Here is a 13,804-nt window from a genome sequence, read left to right as displayed (position 1 = left end):
ATGCTACGATCAAAGCTCGAGTCACCAATCAACCCATTGAAAAAAGGAACTGATCATGACCATGACCAAAGCTATCTTCGCGGCAGCCCTGTGCTTCGGCCTGGCCGCCTGCAGCACGACCGACAGCATGAACTCCAGCGGCACGGGCGACAGCTCGGCAAGCGGCTCGAGCACCTCGTCGGGCAGCTCGATGGATTCGGGCACCTCGGGTTCCACGACGTCGGGCTCCAGCACCTCGGGTTCCACTACTTCCGGTTCCAGCACTTCCGGTTCGACGGATTCGAGCCAGTGGAACCAGTCGGGCACCACGTCGCCGACGGCAACCCCGGGCACTTCGCCCAGCACCCCGAGCAATGCGGACGACAACTCGGTAAAGAAATAAGCGCCACGCCTGAATGAAAATGGCCCGCCGATGCGGGCCATTTTTCATTGCGGGCACTACGCCATCGCGCCTCCCGGGCCGGCAACCCGCGCCGACAGCCCCAGCCCGCGGTACTGCAGCGCCGCGAATCCCAGCACTCCCGCAGCCTGCACGAGCACATATGCCGCACCCAGCCCGCCGGGCGCGAGAACACCGCCGGCCAGCAGCGCCACGCTCAGCGCCGACCAGCCCACGTTCCCGGCAATCACGAACATCACCAGCGCGCGCCACACGACGCGGCTGCGCGCCAACGCGATCAGCAACAGCACGTAGCCGGCCAGGAACAGCCCGGTGCCGGACAACAGCGCCGCCGGCAGCGCCAGCGCCTTGCCCAGCACGCCGGGCAGCAACAGGTGAGCGGCTGCCATCGCGCCGCTGGCGGCGGCATCGATCAGCAGGATGGATTTGAGCAGGCCCGATGGCTGGACGGATTGCATGGCGTTCTCCTTTGCGGTGGTTGACGGTGCGAATGCAAGCAGTGTCGCGCCGCCACCGCACCACGCCAATTACGTCCCAGGTAATCGTTCGCCGCTCACCGCAAGCTGCTCACTGCAAGCCACTCACCGCAAGCCGCTCACCTCCAGCTGCTCACCTCGAGCTGCTCACTTCAAGCCGCTCAGTTCAAGCCTGTAACGCAGCTTGGTGCGCTCGCCCCTGGCATACGTGGCATACCACGGCGGAATCGGTACCGCTTCCACGAATGTGCAGCCGATCCGTTCCAGCGTGCGCCGGCAGGCGGCGTTGTCCGGCGTGGTGGTGATCCACGCGGTATCGAGGCCCAGCCCGGCCACTTCTGGCAGCAGCGCCAGCACCGCCAGGCCCGCCAGGCCCTGCCCGCGAAACGCGGCTTCGACGGCAAAGCCGATGTGGCCGAGCAGGTGCGTGAATACCTGGGAATGGCCGTCGCGCAGGCTGATCGAGCCGGCACGGATGCCGTCCGCCATGATGTGCCAGCGCCAGGCGCGCACGCCCCACGGGGAATTGGCGGCATCGTAAGCCGTGTGCAACACCAGCGACACCTGGACAGTGCGGGCAGTGCGGCCGGTGAGCGCGTCGGCGTTGGATTGGGGAGCTGGGCGGAACAAGGTCGGCAGGCGGAAAAATTCAAGCCGCAAGCTTACCATCGGCGGCACGATCGGATGCCTCCCTGGCCGCAAATCGAACTCTTGCCGCGCGACGCCATTTACGGCAAGATCGCTCTTTACCCGGCAATTTCAACGATGTTTACTTCATCTTTCGTCAAGATTTCAAAATCAGCAGCCAGTGTTGCCGCCTTGCTGCTGCCGGCGTGCGCACTTGCACTGCCCACCCGGGCACCGCATGCGCCGGATCTCGCCGTCCTGATCAACACCTACCGTGCCGCGCCGGGCAGTTGTGGCGGCATGCCTGCCGCGCCCGTGCCGCCGCTCGCCGTGGAGGCCGCGCTGTCGCAGATTCGCATCGTTTCCGGCACCTTCCTAGAACCGGCGCTGGAAAATGCCGGCTACCCCGTCGAACATGCCGAAGCCCTGTTCATTTCCGGCGCCGCCGACGCCGCCGAAGCCATGGAGACGCTGCGCGAACGTTACTGCGCGCGCCTGCTGTCCAGCGATATCGCGGCCGTCGGCACGATCCGTGTCGCCGATGGCTGGCACGTCGTGCTGGCGCGCCCCGAGCGGCGCGAACTGCCGGCGCCGGAAGGCATAGGCGAGGCAACGCTGGCCGCCGTGAACGCCGCGCGCGCCGCGCCGCGCCAGTGCGGCGAGCGGCAATTCGCCGCCGCCCCGCCGCTGCGGCTGAACGACGCGCTCGATGCCGCGGCCGTTTCGCACAGCCGCTACATGGCGCAGGTGCGCTATTTCAGCCACCAGCAGAAGAACGGCAGCGTGGTCGGCGACCGCGCGCTGCGCGCCGGCTACCGGTGGCGCACGATCGGCGAGAACATCGCTTCCGGCCAGCGCACCGCGCAGGAAGCCGTGCAGGGCTGGCTTGACAGCCCGGGCCACTGCGCCAACATCATGAACGCGGCGTTCGTTGAAATGGGGGTCGGCTATGCCGTCAACCCGGCGCGGGGCACGCTGTACTGGACCCAGGTACTGGCGCGATAGCCTTCCGCCATGCGGACTCACAGCGAGTTCCTCACGTCCCTCACAGCCTGCGCCGCAGCGCGGGCGATCTCGGCGATGTCCTGGTCGCGCCGCCGATCGAGCCAGCGCACCACGCCCCCCAGCAGCCACCACGCGGGCAACGCGGCCACCACCAGCATCGGCACGGCCACGATGGCGACTCCGAGCGAGGCATCGATGCCGCACAGCGCCATCACCGAACCGGCCGATACGAACAGCGTGGGCCACCACGAATGCAGCGCCGCCAGCAGGAAGGGGCCGGCAATGGCCGCCATGGCGATAGCGCTGGCGAAGCGCACCCAGCCCTCCCTGCGCGTGCGGGGCCACATGAACAGGAACGTCAGCGCGCAGGCAATGGCGCCGGCCAGCAACGGCGCCGCAAAGATGGTGAGAAGCGCGCTGCCGGCCGCGCCGATTTCGATGGTCATGATGCCTGGTCTCCTGAGCTGTTTAGCAAGCTGAAAGTTCCATGCCCCTGCTTGAGCGAGGGCAAAAAAACATCAGGCCGCTTGCAACCGACTTTAGCAATTGCTATAGTCGGAGTCAAGCGTTTGCTAATCTATCGAAAACACCCCGCATCAGTGGACTTTCATGAATATCTATCAACATCGACGAGAGCGGCTCACCTCCCTGATCCGCGAACACTACGCCGGCACGCGCAAGGCCCTGGCCGATGCCAGTGGCTGGAGCGAGGCGCGCCTGTCGCAGATCCTGTCCGCCACGTACCGCGAGGGCCGCGCGTTCAGCGAAAAAATCGCCCGCAAGCTGGAGAGCGACCTGGCGCTGCCGGCCATGTTCTTCGACCATGGCGCGATCGCACCGGGCGAGGAACCGGCACAGGCGCCGGCCTTCCTGCGCGTGCGTGCAATCGATGAGCACAGCCCCGGCATCGTGCAGATCCGCCGCGTGCGGCTGCGCCTTTCGGCCGGCATCGTCGGCTTCGCCGTGGAACCGGACGAAGACGCCAGCGGCTCGTTTGGCGTGGAAACCGACTGGATGGCGCGCAACCGCTTCAAGTGGGAAGACCTGCTCGCCCTCGAAGTGACCGGCGAAAGCATGGAGCCGCGCCTGTACAAGGGCGACCTGGTGGTGGTGAACACGGCCGACAAGACGCCGGCCGACGGCCAGGTCTTCGCCGTCAACTACGAAGGCGAGACGGTGGTGAAGCGGCTCACGCGCGATGCCGGCCACTGGTGGCTCACGTCCGACAATCCCGACCAGCGCCGCTTCCCGCGCAAGCTGTGCGACGGCGTGACCTGCCTGCTGATCGGCCGCGTGGTGCTGAAAAAAAGCGAGAACATCTGATGGCGGCGTTCCGCCTGGCCTGCGCGTTCGTCGACGGCGTGGACAATGCCGCCGCGCAGTCGCTGCATTTCATCGGCGGCGCGCACGACCGGATCCTGCTGGAGGCCCCGGGGGCCATCGGCGAACTGTGCATCTGGGCCAGCGTGGAAGTGCGCCCGGACGCGGGGACCGGAGCGGGCGGCGATGCCGGCCTGGAAGCGGACGTGGGCGCGCCGGCGCCGCTGCGCAAGCTGGCGCTGTCGCTGTGGGCGCATGGCAGGGAAATCGACTGGATCACCTACGAGGATGCCGCGGTGGCGCCGCCCGCCGGCCGGGCCCGTGCGACATACACCGTCGACCACATCTTTCCCCTCCCGGCCTGGCTGACCTTCCATGAATGCGTGTTCGACGTGCGCGCCACCGGCGACGGCGTGCCGATCGGCACCGCGAGGCTGTCGCTGGAACTGCCGCTGCCGTTCTAGCCGGGCAGTCACGCGCCGCGGCCCGGAACGTTCCCGAGCCGATCAATCATGTGACTATTACGGGCTGGTTGGCCACCGGCACGGCTTTTTCCGCTACCGTTCCCCGATGAGCATACGAAACGCAGTCACCCTTGCCTGCCTGCTCGCGGGCATCGGCGCAGCCCCGGCGCACGCGGCGCAACCCTACAAGCCCGAGGCACCGTCCCTCGCTCCCAACCTGCAGGGGCAGCTCGAGCGCCCGCTGCGCTACCGCCCCGACGGCGCCGATTTCGTCATCGACGACGGCCGCGAATTCTTCAATCGCCCTCTCTACGGCGGCAACACCGCATTCCGCGTGGATGGCGGCGACCGGCCGGAATTCTCGCTGTACCTGCCGGGCCGCGGCGGCAACCTGCGGCTGGGATTGCGCACGCCTGGCGGCACGCGATGGCTGCACGAAGCCCGCCAGGTGCAGGCGCGCTACCGTCCCGGCGAACTGCATTACGAGATTGCCGACGACCTGCTGGGCCCCGGCGGCCGCCTGAAAGTAGCCGCGGTAGCCTATGCCGCGACCGACGGCCTGGCGGTGGAGGTGCGCGGCGAGAACCTGCCGGCCGGCGCGGAACTGGTGTTCGCGTTCGGCCCCGGCAACGGCCAGCGCGGCCGGCGCGACGGCGACATCGGCACCGAGCGCGTGCCGATCGGCGAGTTCTTCCAGTTCTCTCCCGCCTTCGCGCGCGGCGCGCGGTTCGACGTCTCGGCGCAAGGCTTTTCCGTCGTGACGCCGAAGGCCACCATCAATGCCACGGTCAGCGTGCCGGCGCAGGTGCGGCAAGCTTCCGCCGCCGACTGGAACGCCCTGCCCGCCCTGCTTTCCGCAACCGCGGCGGGCGCCGAGAACGTGGTCGTCGGCCGCGTGCCGCTCGGCACGCAGCCGGTGCACCTGTCGCTGCAGGTGGCGGCGCGCGAACAGCCCAGGGAACAACAGGTGTACCGCGAAGCCGGCGCGGCCGGCGACAGGAAAGCGCCGCAGCCGCTGCTGCCCCGCTTCGCGCCGGCCGAACTGGCGCAACGCTTCGCCGAAGCCACGCGCCACTTCGCGCAGCTGCGCAACCGCGTGCGCATCGATACGCCCGACCCCTACCTGAACGCGGCGATGGGCGCGCTGAACGTCGCCGCCGACGCGGTCTGGGACGACACCCAGCAAGCCATCATGCACGGTGCCGTGGCCTGGCGCAGCAAGCTGCTGGGCTGGCGTGGCCCGTATGCGCTGGACGCGCTGGGCTGGCACGAGCGCTTCCGCCGCAATGCCGATGCCTGGACCGCGCAGCAGAACACGTCGCCGGTTCCCGCCACCGTGCCGCCTCCGGAACGGGCCACCAACCTGGCGCGCAACCGCGCGGGCATGCATTCGAACGGCAACCTGACCCAGTCTCACTACGACATGAACATCGGCTTCGTCGATGCGCTGATGCGCCACCTGTTATGGACCGGCGACCTGGCCTACGCGCGCGCCGTGTGGCCCGTGCTGGAGCGCCACCTGGCCTGGGAGCGCCGCCTGTTCCGCCGCGAGTTCGGGCCGGCCAGGCTGCCGCTGTACGACGCCTACGCGGCCATCTGGGCCAGCGACGACCTGTTCTACAACGGCGGCGGCGCCACGCACACCACCGCCTACAACGCCTGGCACAACGCGATGGCGGCGCGCATCGCCCGCCTGATCGGCAAGGATGCGGCGCCCTTCGAAGCGGAAGCGGCCGCTATCCACCGCGCGATGCGCGAGCAGCTGTGGATGCCCGAGCGCGGCGCCTTCGCCGAGTACCGCGACCATCTGGGGCGCCAGCAGCTGCACCCCAGCTATGCGCTGTGGTCGTTCTATCACACGCTCGATTCGCGCGTGCCCACGCCGTTCGAAGCGGCGCGCATGGCGGCCGACCTGGACCGCCACCTGCGCCCGATCCCCGTGCGCGGCCCCGGCGTGCCGGCGGACCGCCCGTATGCCGTGCTGCCGACCACCGACTGGATGCCGTATTCCTGGTCGATCAACAACGTGGTGATGTCGGAAAACCTGCACACCGCGCTGGCCTACTGGCAGGCCGGCCGCGCCGATACCGCTTTCGCGCTGACGAAAGGCGCGCTGCTGGCCAGCCTGTACATGGGCATCAGCCCGGGCAATATCGGCAGCATGAATTACCTGGACGTGTACCGCCGCGAATCGCAGCGCGACTTCGCCGACGGTTCGGGCGTGATGTCGCGCGCGCTCGTCGAAGGCCTGTTCGGCGTGCAGCCCGACGCGCTGGCTGGCGTGCTGGCCGTGCGCCCCGGGTTCCCGGGCAACTGGGACCACGCGCGGCTCGACCATCCGGACGTGGGCATCGCCTGGCGCCGCGACGGCAACCGCGAGACCTGGCAGGTCAGCCAGGCGGGCAGCGCGGCGATGCGGCGCTTCCGTCAACTGGCGCTGCAGGTACCGGCGCGCGCCGCCAACGTGGCGAGCGTGACGGTGGACGGCAAGCCGGCGCGCTGGAAGGCCGAACCCGATGCCGTGGGCACGCCCCGGCTGCTGGTCGAGGCGCCATTGGGGGCGCAGGCCAGCATCGACATTGCCTGGCGCGGCGACGCGATCGACACTGCCCGCGCTACGCCGGCCGGCGCCGCGCCGCGCGACGGCTTCGAGCAGGTACGCCAGGGCGATTTCAGCTGGTGGCGCCCCGCGTCCGCCGCCACGCCCGGCCCGGCCGCGGCCTGCACGCTCGAGGGGCCGGGCTGGACGTCCGGCCGCCCCGTACGCCCGCGGCACGTCGACCTGGCCGGCGCCTTCAACGACCGCGTCACGGAACTGTTCAAGCCGTTCAAGTACCTGTCGCCCCGCTCGCCGCACGTCACGCTGGCCTTGCCCGCGCAAGGTGCCGGCGCCTGGGCCGGCCACGTCAACGACTTGCCGAAGCTGGACGATGCCGGCCTGCGTGCGCTGGGCGGCACACTGCGCCTGCCGAACGGGCTGACGTTCGCGACGCCTGCCAGCGGCGCCAACGTGGCCTTTGCTTCGCAGTGGGACAACTACCCGCGCGAAACCACCGTGCCGCTGGCCGGCCAGGCATCGCGCGCCTTCCTGCTGATGGCCGGCTCGACGAACCACATGCAGAGCCGCGTCGACAACGGCGAAATCGTGGTGGCCTACACCGACGGCACCACGCAGCGCACGGCGCTGCGCAATCCGGACAACTGGTGGCCCATCGAGCGCGACTACTTCCTGGACGATTACCAGTTTCGCCTGTGCGGCACGCTGCCGGTGCGCGTCGACCTGAAGACGGCCGCGGTAACCGTACCCGATCCGGCCACGTTCAAGGGCGCCAGCCGCGAAGCCATCGATGGCGGCGCGGCGACCGTGCTGCCGGTAGCCCTGGACCGTTCAAGGACATTGCAAAGCGTGACCGTGCGCGCGCTGGCCAACGATGTCGTCATCGGGGTGATGGGAGTGACGCTGGACCAATGAACTCCCGCCCACCTCATTTCCCGCACGGGCCAACCTGAAAGGATGTCTCCCACCATGCACATTGCCAGGACCGCCGGAAGCACGCTGCTGTGCTCCGCGCTGATCGCATCGACGCTGTTCATTCAAACCGCAAGGGCCGCCAACATGGAAAAAGAGTGCTCCGTCAAGTTGCAGGGCGTTCACTTCACGAAATGCCTGAACGACGCCGATCGCAAGTCGACCGTGGCCGGCGACGCGGTCACGATCCGCGCGGGCGCAAAGCAGGATTACTTCAACGACCCGGACGGCAAGCTGTCGAACAATACCGCGCCGGTGCTGCTGACGAAGGTCGACAACACGCAGCCGTTCACGTTCGTGGCCCAGGTGACGCCGGAATTCAAGGCAATGTACGACGCAGGCGCCCTGTACTTGTTCGTGACCGAGAAGCTGTGGCAGAAATTCGCCTTCGAACGCGACGAGCGGGGCACCACCCGCATCGTCAGCGTGCGCACGATCGATACGTCGGACGATGCCAACCACGATCCCGTCAGCGACAAGTCGAGCTGGCTGAAGCTGTCCTCGGACACGAAAACCGTGGGCCTCTACCACTCGCGGGACAGGAAGACCTGGCATCTTGCCCGGCTGTACAAGAACAGCTACCCTGCCACCGTGTGGCTGGGCCTGAGCGCGCAATCGCCGGTCGGCGACGGCAGTGCCAGCACGTTTGCCGCACCGGTGCTGACGAAGGAAAGCGTCAAGGATTTCCGGCTCGGGAACTGACCGGCCGGGCTATCTGCCGCCGATGGCGTGCGTGACCGCTTCCATCACGTCGAGATCGCGCCCGGTGGCGGGCAGCTCGACCGACGAATGCTTGCCGGTGCGCGGGTTGAACAGGGCAACGCCGAGGCGTCCGCCCTGTTCGCCGTTCCCCGTGGTGCGAAAGCTCCACAGTTTCCTGCCGATGCGCACCGTGAGCTCATGCCCGTCGGCGCAGGCGCCGACGGCGAGCTGGCTGCGCGACAGCGCCCGGCCGCCATGGTCGGCCGCCAGGTGCAGCAGGATGAAATGCAGCACGTCCGCCACCGCATACATGCGCAGCACAGGTTCGATGCGCTCGACGGTGCTGGCCGAGGTGATGAACCAGTGCGGGCAGGGACAATCGTTCAGCAGGTTCTGCAGCGGCGCGTGGCACTGGTGGCAGCAGCCCTGCTCGCGGGCCGCCATGAAGCGCTCGCGGCGGCGCGCGTCGCAGCCGAACGGCGCCAGGGCCGCGAGGCCGCGTGCCAGCGGCGGTTGCGGTTGCGGTTGCGGTTGCGGCTGCGCCGGCGGCGCGCCCCTGGCCGGCGCTTCGTGCCCTGCTGAAGGGATGGGGCGGCGATACGCGAAGGCTGGCAGAGCCAGGCCCACCGCATGCTCCCTGTCGTTTGTTGCCCGTTCGACGATTCCAGTGTCCATTTGCAGCCTCGCTGTGTGGTCTCACCAGCTTTGACGAACGGCGCGCGATTTTCCTCCGGCAAATGTGAAAATAGTTGCCTGCTCCTTTCTTCCGGCGCGCGCAGTCCGGTCATCCGCCGCGGATGGCCGCCAGCTGGCGCTCGAAATCGCTCGGATCGAAATAATCGCGCCACACGGCGATGCGTCCGTCCTCGACGGTGATGGTGCCCATCACCGGCAACACGATCTCGCCGCCCTGCCGGTGGCGGAACACGTCGATGCGTTCGTTCAGCACCACGTTGCCCGCCGCCGCGATATGCGTGATCTTCCAGTCCAGCAGGAAGTCCGTGCCGATGCCGAAGCCGCGGTGGAATGCCGCGACTTCGTCGCGGCCGACGATGTCCGGGAACGGCACGTTATCGTAGAGGACGTCGTCGGCCAGCATCGCCAGTGCCGCGTCGATCCTGTTGTTGCTCCAGTGGGCGAAAAAGGTTTCCGCGACCTGTATGGGGTTCATTGCCATGCTCCCCGGTCAGGCCGACTGGCCGCCGTCGACGTTCAGCGTGGCGCCGGTGATGTAGCCTGCATCCGGGCCGGCCAGGAATGCGACCGCCGCGGCGATGTCGTCGGGCTGGCCGTAGCGGCCCAGCGCGGCCATGTTCTTCAGCGTCTCCGCAAACGCCCCATCCTCGGGATTCATCTCGGTATTGATCGCGCCCGGCTGCACCACGTTGACGGTGATGTTGCGCGGCCCCAGGTCGCGTGACCAGCCGCGCGTGTAGGCCGCGACCGCCGCCTTCGATGCGACATAGTCGGCGGCACCGGCAAACGGGATGCGGTCAGCGCCCGTGGTGCCGATCGAGACGATGCGGCCGCCGTCCGTCAGCAGCGGCGCGGCGGCGCGCACCGCGGCGGCCACGCCGCCGACATTGATGGCGAACTGGCGCTCGATCGCGGCGGCATCGACGGCGCTGTCGCCCACCGCGCCGGTCACGAACACGCCGGCCGAGTTGACCAGGATATCCAGCCGGCCGAACGTGGCATGGACCGTCTTCACCAGCTCGGCTACTGCCGCGCTGTCAGCCTGGTCTGCCCGTACCGCCAGCGCGCGGCGCCCCAGCGCTTCGACTTCGCCGGCCAGCGCGTTGGCGCGCTGTTCCGAGGCGGCATAGCTGAAAGCGACGTCCGCGCCGTCGCGTGCCAGGCGGCGCACGATCGCGGCGCCGATGCCGCGCGAGCCGCCGGTAACGAGAGCGACACGGCCTTGCAGGGGAAGCCTGGAGTTCATGGTGTTTCCTTTCGATGTGAGTGGAGTGACGCCACTATCGCGCTTTTTTTCCCCTTTGATTAGTTGCCAATCGCTTTAATCATTTTCAATGAATACTTTAAAATATGGGCATGGAAACCCTCAGCAACCTTGAATGCTTTGTACGCACCGCCGACGCCGGCAGCTTTTCGGAAGCGGCGCGGCAACTGGGCCTGACCCCGGCAGCGGTCAGCCGCAATGTGGGCATGCTGGAAAAGAACCTTGGAGCGCGCCTGTTCCACCGCTCCACCCGGCGCCTGGCAATGACGGAGGCCGGTGAGCGCCTTCGCGAAGGGATTGCCGGCAACCTCGAGGAATTGCAGTCCGCCCTGACCGCCGTGTCGACCGAACGGCTGGAACCTTCCGGCCTGCTGCGCGTGAGCATGTCGCCCAGCATGGGAATGGGCTGGCTGATGCCGATGCTGCCGGAGTTCCTGGCGCGCTTTCCGCGCATCCGGCCGGAATGGCATTTCGAGAACCGGCAAGTGGACCTGGTGGGCGAAGGCTACGACGCGGCGATCGGCGGCGGCTTCGAGCTGCGCCAGGGCGTCGTGGCACGCCGGCTCGCCCCGGCGCACGTCATTGCCGTGGCATCGCCCGATTATGTGCGAACGCGCAGGCCGCCCGTGCACCCATCGGAAGCCGGTCTGGTTGGCTGGATCGCACTGCGCTCGCTGCAAAGCGGCCGCATTCGCACCTGGGTCATGCGCGACGAGGCGGGCACTGAAGCGGCGCTGGATATCGCCCCTGCCCTCGTGCTGAGCGATCCCGCTGCCGTACGCGAGGCGGCCCTGCTGGGACTTGGCATCGCGATGCTTGCCGTGCCGGACGTGCTGCCGCAACTGGAACAGGGCAGGCTGGTGCGCGTGCTGCCGGCCTGGCATGCCGACGTGGGCGCCATCTCCCTGTACTACGCCAGCCGTGCCCTGCTGCCGGCAAAAACACGCGCCTTCGTCGGCTTCGTCACGGAAGCCTTCGAGCGCGACCGGCTGGCGCAGCGCTTCACCGCCGTACTGTCAAATCCGTGACACCTGCGGCACCGCTGGCCCGCCGAAGGCGAATACCCTGCGCGAGGCAGCGGCGATCGCCACCACGCCCAGCAGGCTGCATGCCAGTGCCGTGCGCAGGTCGCTGCGGTGCGCTACGAAGCCGACGATCACCGGCCCGACGAGCAGGCCCACATACGCCAGGCGCGTGGTGATGGCCAGCCCGGTCGACGGCGACACGCCGTTGGCCAGCGCGATGCGCCCGGCCGACGAAAACATCACGGGAATGATGTTCGCGACACCCAGCCCGCAAAGCAGGAAGCCCGCCAGCGCGGTGCCGATCCTCGGCAGCAGCAGCGCCAGTCCGAGCCCGGCGATGCACAGGATACAGCTGGCCACGACCAGCGCCCCTTCGGAAAAGCGCGCCCTTACCGGGTCGCCGGTGAAGCGCCCGGCGGCCATGCCGATCGAGAACGCGGCATAGCCGGCGCTGACGAAGCCGCCGCTCGCCATCGCCACGTCGCGCATGTAGACGGCGGTCCAGTCATACATCGCCCCTTCCACCAGCAGGGCAAGGAAGGCCAGGCAACCCAGCACGACCAGTTTGCGCCGCACGGCGGGAGGGAGCACCTGGGCTCCGTGCGGCACGCCGTTCTCGCCGGCCGGCGACGACGGCTCGGGCAGCAGCCATTTCGCGGTCGACAGTGTCAGCACCGCGCACAGCGTGCACACGGCCGCCAGGTGCCATTGGCCTGGCCACGCCACCGCCTGCCAGCCGCTGGAGACCAGCGCGCCGAAGATGCCACCCAGGCTGAAGGCGCCATGCAGCGAGCCGATGACGGGCCGGTCGAACGTCGCTTCGATCACCGCCGCCTGCGAATTCGCCGCCACGTCGTTCACGGCGGACATCGCGCCATACAGGGCCAGCCAGAACAGCAGCAGCGCGTATTGCGGCATCAGCAGGATGCCGAAAGCGGCGATCGCCATCAGCACGCCGCTGTTGACCGACGCCCGCGCACTGCCGACCCTGGCGATCCAGCGCCCGGCCCAGGCCATGATCAGGATGCCGCCCAGGGCCACCGCCAGCATCGACAGCGACAGGCTGGCCTCGGACAGGGCGAACTTGTCCTTGATGGTCGGCACGTGGGTGCCCCAGGAAGCATAGATCACGCCGTTGCAGAACAGCACCGACATGGCGGCGAGGCGGGCTTTTCCAAGGTCAGGCATGCCGGCCTCCTGGCTGGTGGAATGGGACGGGCAAGGACTGTTGTGTAGAGATGGCCGGGAAAAACACGTTGGACGTTCTAGGGAAGTGGGATGGGCTGCGCAGTGTAATCGATCCGCAACGGGGCGGGCCCGTAGTTGACCTGGACAGGGACGCGTGGTGTAAGCTGGCGTTCGATAGCCGATGAGTTTCAAACACCGAGAAGGCCGATCATGGAACTGGTTCAGTGCACTTCCACCGCGCAGGATGGCTGGTTACCCCTGCGGCGGCAGTTATGGCCGGAGGGTTCCACGAACGAGCATCTGGCCGAGATGCAGATGTTCATCGACCAGCCAGGCAGATTCTTCCAGCTCGTGGCGTATGAGCACGACCGGCAGCCCGCCGGCTTCGTCGAGGCAGCGCTGCGAACCGACTATGTCAACGGCACCGAGAGCTCGCCGGTCGCCTTCCTCGAGGGGATCTACGTCGCCCCGCCGTATCGCCGCCGGGGCATCGGTACCCTGCTGGTGGCCGCCGTCGTTACCTGGGCCAGGGCATGCGGTTGCACCGAGCTGGCTTCGGATGCCTTGCTGGATAACGAAAGCAGCCACGCCATGCATCGCGCGCTGGGCTTCGACGAGACCGAACGGGTCGTATTCTTCCGGAAGCTGATTCCGTAACCGGTAACAGACTCGAATTATTGGAAATATTGCTCGGATTTTGGTGCCGCTCACCGTTTTTAGGCCAACAAAAACTGAGCTAAATGCGAAAAACCCCCGCCAGATCACTGGACGGGGGTTTCTCTATATAACAGCCTGACGATAACCTACTTTCACACTGGTTGCAGCACTATCATCGGCGCAAAGTCGTTTCACGGTCCTGTTCGGGATGGGAAGGGGTGGGACCGACTTGCTATGGTCATCAGGCATGACTTGTACGATCGATTGCTCTCAGTGGAGCAGCAATCGATCTCAATCTGGAAGAAGTAAGTTGGGTTGTAGTGATTAACTACGTCTCATCAAAGAGTAAATGCACATAACCGTCAAGGTTATAGGGACAAGCCGTACGGGCAATTAGTATCAGTTAGCTTAATGCATTACTGCACTTCCACACCTGACCTATCAACGTCCT

At 67.4% G+C, this 13,804-nt stretch carries 15 protein-coding genes and 2 rRNA genes; 7 read left to right on the top strand and 10 right to left on the bottom strand.

The genetic code is table 11. The annotated features are described in order from the left end of the window. Positions 1 to 21: 21 nt before the first annotated feature. The 3 genes from ACY34H_RS29430 to ACY34H_RS29420 all read right to left on the bottom strand — a co-directional run bounded on the left by ACY34H_RS29430 (position 22) and on the right by ACY34H_RS29420 (position 1,545). Positions 22 to 423 carry a hypothetical protein gene (locus ACY34H_RS29430; protein WP_464980958.1) on the bottom strand — a complete coding sequence of 134 codons (402 nt, stop codon included), beginning with the start codon at positions 421 to 423 and terminating at the stop codon, positions 22 to 24. 15 nt (positions 424 to 438) lie between these two features. Beyond that, on the bottom strand, positions 439 to 858 hold the full coding sequence (locus ACY34H_RS29425; protein WP_464980957.1) for a hypothetical protein: 420 nt from the start codon (positions 856 to 858) through the stop codon (positions 439 to 441). A 165-nt stretch (positions 859 to 1,023) separates the two neighbouring features. Then, complete coding sequence (locus tag ACY34H_RS29420; protein ID WP_464980972.1) at positions 1,024 to 1,545, bottom strand: GNAT family N-acetyltransferase; 522 nt, start codon at positions 1,543 to 1,545, stop codon at positions 1,024 to 1,026. 96 nt (positions 1,546 to 1,641) lie between these two features. On the opposite strand from ACY34H_RS29420, the gene ACY34H_RS29415 reads away from it, so the two are divergent. Next, on the top strand, positions 1,642 to 2,508 hold the full coding sequence (locus tag ACY34H_RS29415; RefSeq protein WP_464980956.1) for a CAP domain-containing protein: 867 nt from the start codon (positions 1,642 to 1,644) through the stop codon (positions 2,506 to 2,508). Between the two features lie 17 nt (positions 2,509 to 2,525). Here the strand turns inward: ACY34H_RS29415 and ACY34H_RS29410 are convergent, their stop codons facing one another. Next, positions 2,526 to 2,954 carry a hypothetical protein gene (locus tag ACY34H_RS29410; protein WP_464980955.1) on the bottom strand — a complete coding sequence of 143 codons (429 nt, stop codon included), beginning with the start codon at positions 2,952 to 2,954 and terminating at the stop codon, positions 2,526 to 2,528. A 163-nt stretch (positions 2,955 to 3,117) separates the two neighbouring features. Here ACY34H_RS29410 and ACY34H_RS29405 point away from each other — a divergent pair, with 163 nt between their 5' ends. The 4 genes from ACY34H_RS29405 (at position 3,118) to ACY34H_RS29390 (ending at position 8,523) form a co-directional block, all read left to right on the top strand. Next, a complete protein-coding gene (locus ACY34H_RS29405; RefSeq protein WP_464980954.1) occupies positions 3,118 to 3,831 on the top strand; it encodes a S24 family peptidase in 714 nt (237 codons plus the stop codon). Beyond that, entirely contained in the window at positions 3,831 to 4,292 is a 462-nt protein-coding gene (locus ACY34H_RS29400) for a hypothetical protein (protein ID WP_464980953.1), read from the top strand. Before ACY34H_RS29405 ends, ACY34H_RS29400 begins: the two co-directional genes overlap by 1 nt. A gap of 106 nt (positions 4,293 to 4,398) precedes the next feature. Continuing rightward, entirely contained in the window at positions 4,399 to 7,764 is a 3,366-nt protein-coding gene (locus ACY34H_RS29395; protein WP_464980952.1) for a DUF4450 domain-containing protein, read from the top strand. Positions 7,765 to 7,818: 54 nt separating this feature from the next. Next, on the top strand, positions 7,819 to 8,523 hold the full coding sequence (locus ACY34H_RS29390; RefSeq protein WP_464980951.1) for a DUF1349 domain-containing protein: 705 nt from the start codon (positions 7,819 to 7,821) through the stop codon (positions 8,521 to 8,523). A gap of 9 nt (positions 8,524 to 8,532) precedes the next feature. Here the strand turns inward: ACY34H_RS29390 and ACY34H_RS29385 are convergent, their stop codons facing one another. The 3 genes from ACY34H_RS29385 to ACY34H_RS29375 all read right to left on the bottom strand — a co-directional run bounded on the left by ACY34H_RS29385 (position 8,533) and on the right by ACY34H_RS29375 (position 10,465). Continuing rightward, positions 8,533 to 9,198, bottom strand: a complete 666-nt coding sequence (locus ACY34H_RS29385; RefSeq protein ID WP_464980950.1) for a hypothetical protein — start codon at positions 9,196 to 9,198, stop codon at positions 8,533 to 8,535. Between the two features lie 109 nt (positions 9,199 to 9,307). After that, entirely contained in the window at positions 9,308 to 9,694 is a 387-nt protein-coding gene (locus ACY34H_RS29380; RefSeq protein ID WP_464980949.1) for a limonene-1,2-epoxide hydrolase family protein, read from the bottom strand. Between the two features lie 15 nt (positions 9,695 to 9,709). Then, positions 9,710 to 10,465, bottom strand: coding sequence for an SDR family NAD(P)-dependent oxidoreductase (locus tag ACY34H_RS29375; protein ID WP_464980948.1), 756 nt, complete (start codon positions 10,463 to 10,465; stop codon positions 9,710 to 9,712). Positions 10,466 to 10,575: 110 nt separating this feature from the next. Between ACY34H_RS29375 and ACY34H_RS29370 the strand changes: the two genes are divergently transcribed. Beyond that, on the top strand, positions 10,576 to 11,511 hold the full coding sequence (locus tag ACY34H_RS29370; RefSeq protein ID WP_464980947.1) for a LysR substrate-binding domain-containing protein: 936 nt from the start codon (positions 10,576 to 10,578) through the stop codon (positions 11,509 to 11,511). Here ACY34H_RS29370 and ACY34H_RS29365 read toward each other — a convergent pair. Continuing rightward, complete coding sequence (locus tag ACY34H_RS29365) at positions 11,500 to 12,696, bottom strand: MFS transporter (protein WP_464980946.1); 1,197 nt, start codon at positions 12,694 to 12,696, stop codon at positions 11,500 to 11,502. The two genes, ACY34H_RS29370 and ACY34H_RS29365, sit on opposite strands and share 12 nt — an antisense overlap. Positions 12,697 to 12,906: 210 nt before the next feature. On the opposite strand from ACY34H_RS29365, the gene aac(6') reads away from it, so the two are divergent. Continuing rightward, entirely contained in the window at positions 12,907 to 13,353 is a 447-nt protein-coding gene (gene aac(6'), locus ACY34H_RS29360) for an aminoglycoside 6'-N-acetyltransferase (protein ID WP_464980945.1), read from the top strand. A gap of 133 nt (positions 13,354 to 13,486) precedes the next feature. On the opposite strand, the gene rrf is transcribed toward aac(6'), so the two are convergent. Both rrf and ACY34H_RS29350 read right to left on the bottom strand, forming a co-directional pair. Then, positions 13,487 to 13,599: ribosomal RNA gene (gene rrf, locus ACY34H_RS29355) — 5S ribosomal RNA — on the bottom strand. Between the two features lie 126 nt (positions 13,600 to 13,725). After that, positions 13,726 to 13,804, bottom strand: a 23S ribosomal RNA gene (locus ACY34H_RS29350); the annotation flags it as partial.

This window comes from Pseudoduganella sp. jia 9, assembly GCF_055502615.1.
This window is presented reverse-complemented; position numbering and strand designations above follow the sequence as displayed.

Bases quoted from the DNA above. Each gene is read 5' to 3' on its own strand.
- ACY34H_RS29370 (WP_464980947.1), top strand. From the start codon at position 10,576: ATGGAAACCCTCAGCAACCTTGAATGCTTTGTACGCACCGCCGACGCC.
- ACY34H_RS29380 (WP_464980949.1), bottom strand. From the start codon at position 9,694: ATGAACCCCATACAGGTCGCGGAAACCTTTTTCGCCCACTGGAGCAAC.
- ACY34H_RS29390 (WP_464980951.1), top strand. From the start codon at position 7,819: ATGCACATTGCCAGGACCGCCGGAAGCACGCTGCTGTGCTCCGCGCTG.
- ACY34H_RS29365 (WP_464980946.1), bottom strand. From the start codon at position 12,696: ATGCCTGACCTTGGAAAAGCCCGCCTCGCCGCCATGTCGGTGCTGTTC.
- ACY34H_RS29405 (WP_464980954.1), top strand. From the start codon at position 3,118: ATGAATATCTATCAACATCGACGAGAGCGGCTCACCTCCCTGATCCGC.
- ACY34H_RS29420 (WP_464980972.1), bottom strand. From the start codon at position 1,545: ATGGTAAGCTTGCGGCTTGAATTTTTCCGCCTGCCGACCTTGTTCCGC.
- ACY34H_RS29410 (WP_464980955.1), bottom strand. From the start codon at position 2,954: ATGACCATCGAAATCGGCGCGGCCGGCAGCGCGCTTCTCACCATCTTT.
- ACY34H_RS29395 (WP_464980952.1), top strand. From the start codon at position 4,399: ATGAGCATACGAAACGCAGTCACCCTTGCCTGCCTGCTCGCGGGCATC.
- ACY34H_RS29415 (WP_464980956.1), top strand. From the start codon at position 1,642: ATGTTTACTTCATCTTTCGTCAAGATTTCAAAATCAGCAGCCAGTGTT.
- ACY34H_RS29385 (WP_464980950.1), bottom strand. From the start codon at position 9,198: ATGGACACTGGAATCGTCGAACGGGCAACAAACGACAGGGAGCATGCG.
- ACY34H_RS29425 (WP_464980957.1), bottom strand. From the start codon at position 858: ATGCAATCCGTCCAGCCATCGGGCCTGCTCAAATCCATCCTGCTGATC.
- ACY34H_RS29400 (WP_464980953.1), top strand. From the start codon at position 3,831: ATGGCGGCGTTCCGCCTGGCCTGCGCGTTCGTCGACGGCGTGGACAAT.
- ACY34H_RS29375 (WP_464980948.1), bottom strand. From the start codon at position 10,465: ATGAACTCCAGGCTTCCCCTGCAAGGCCGTGTCGCTCTCGTTACCGGC.
- ACY34H_RS29430 (WP_464980958.1), bottom strand. From the start codon at position 423: ATGGCCCGCATCGGCGGGCCATTTTCATTCAGGCGTGGCGCTTATTTC.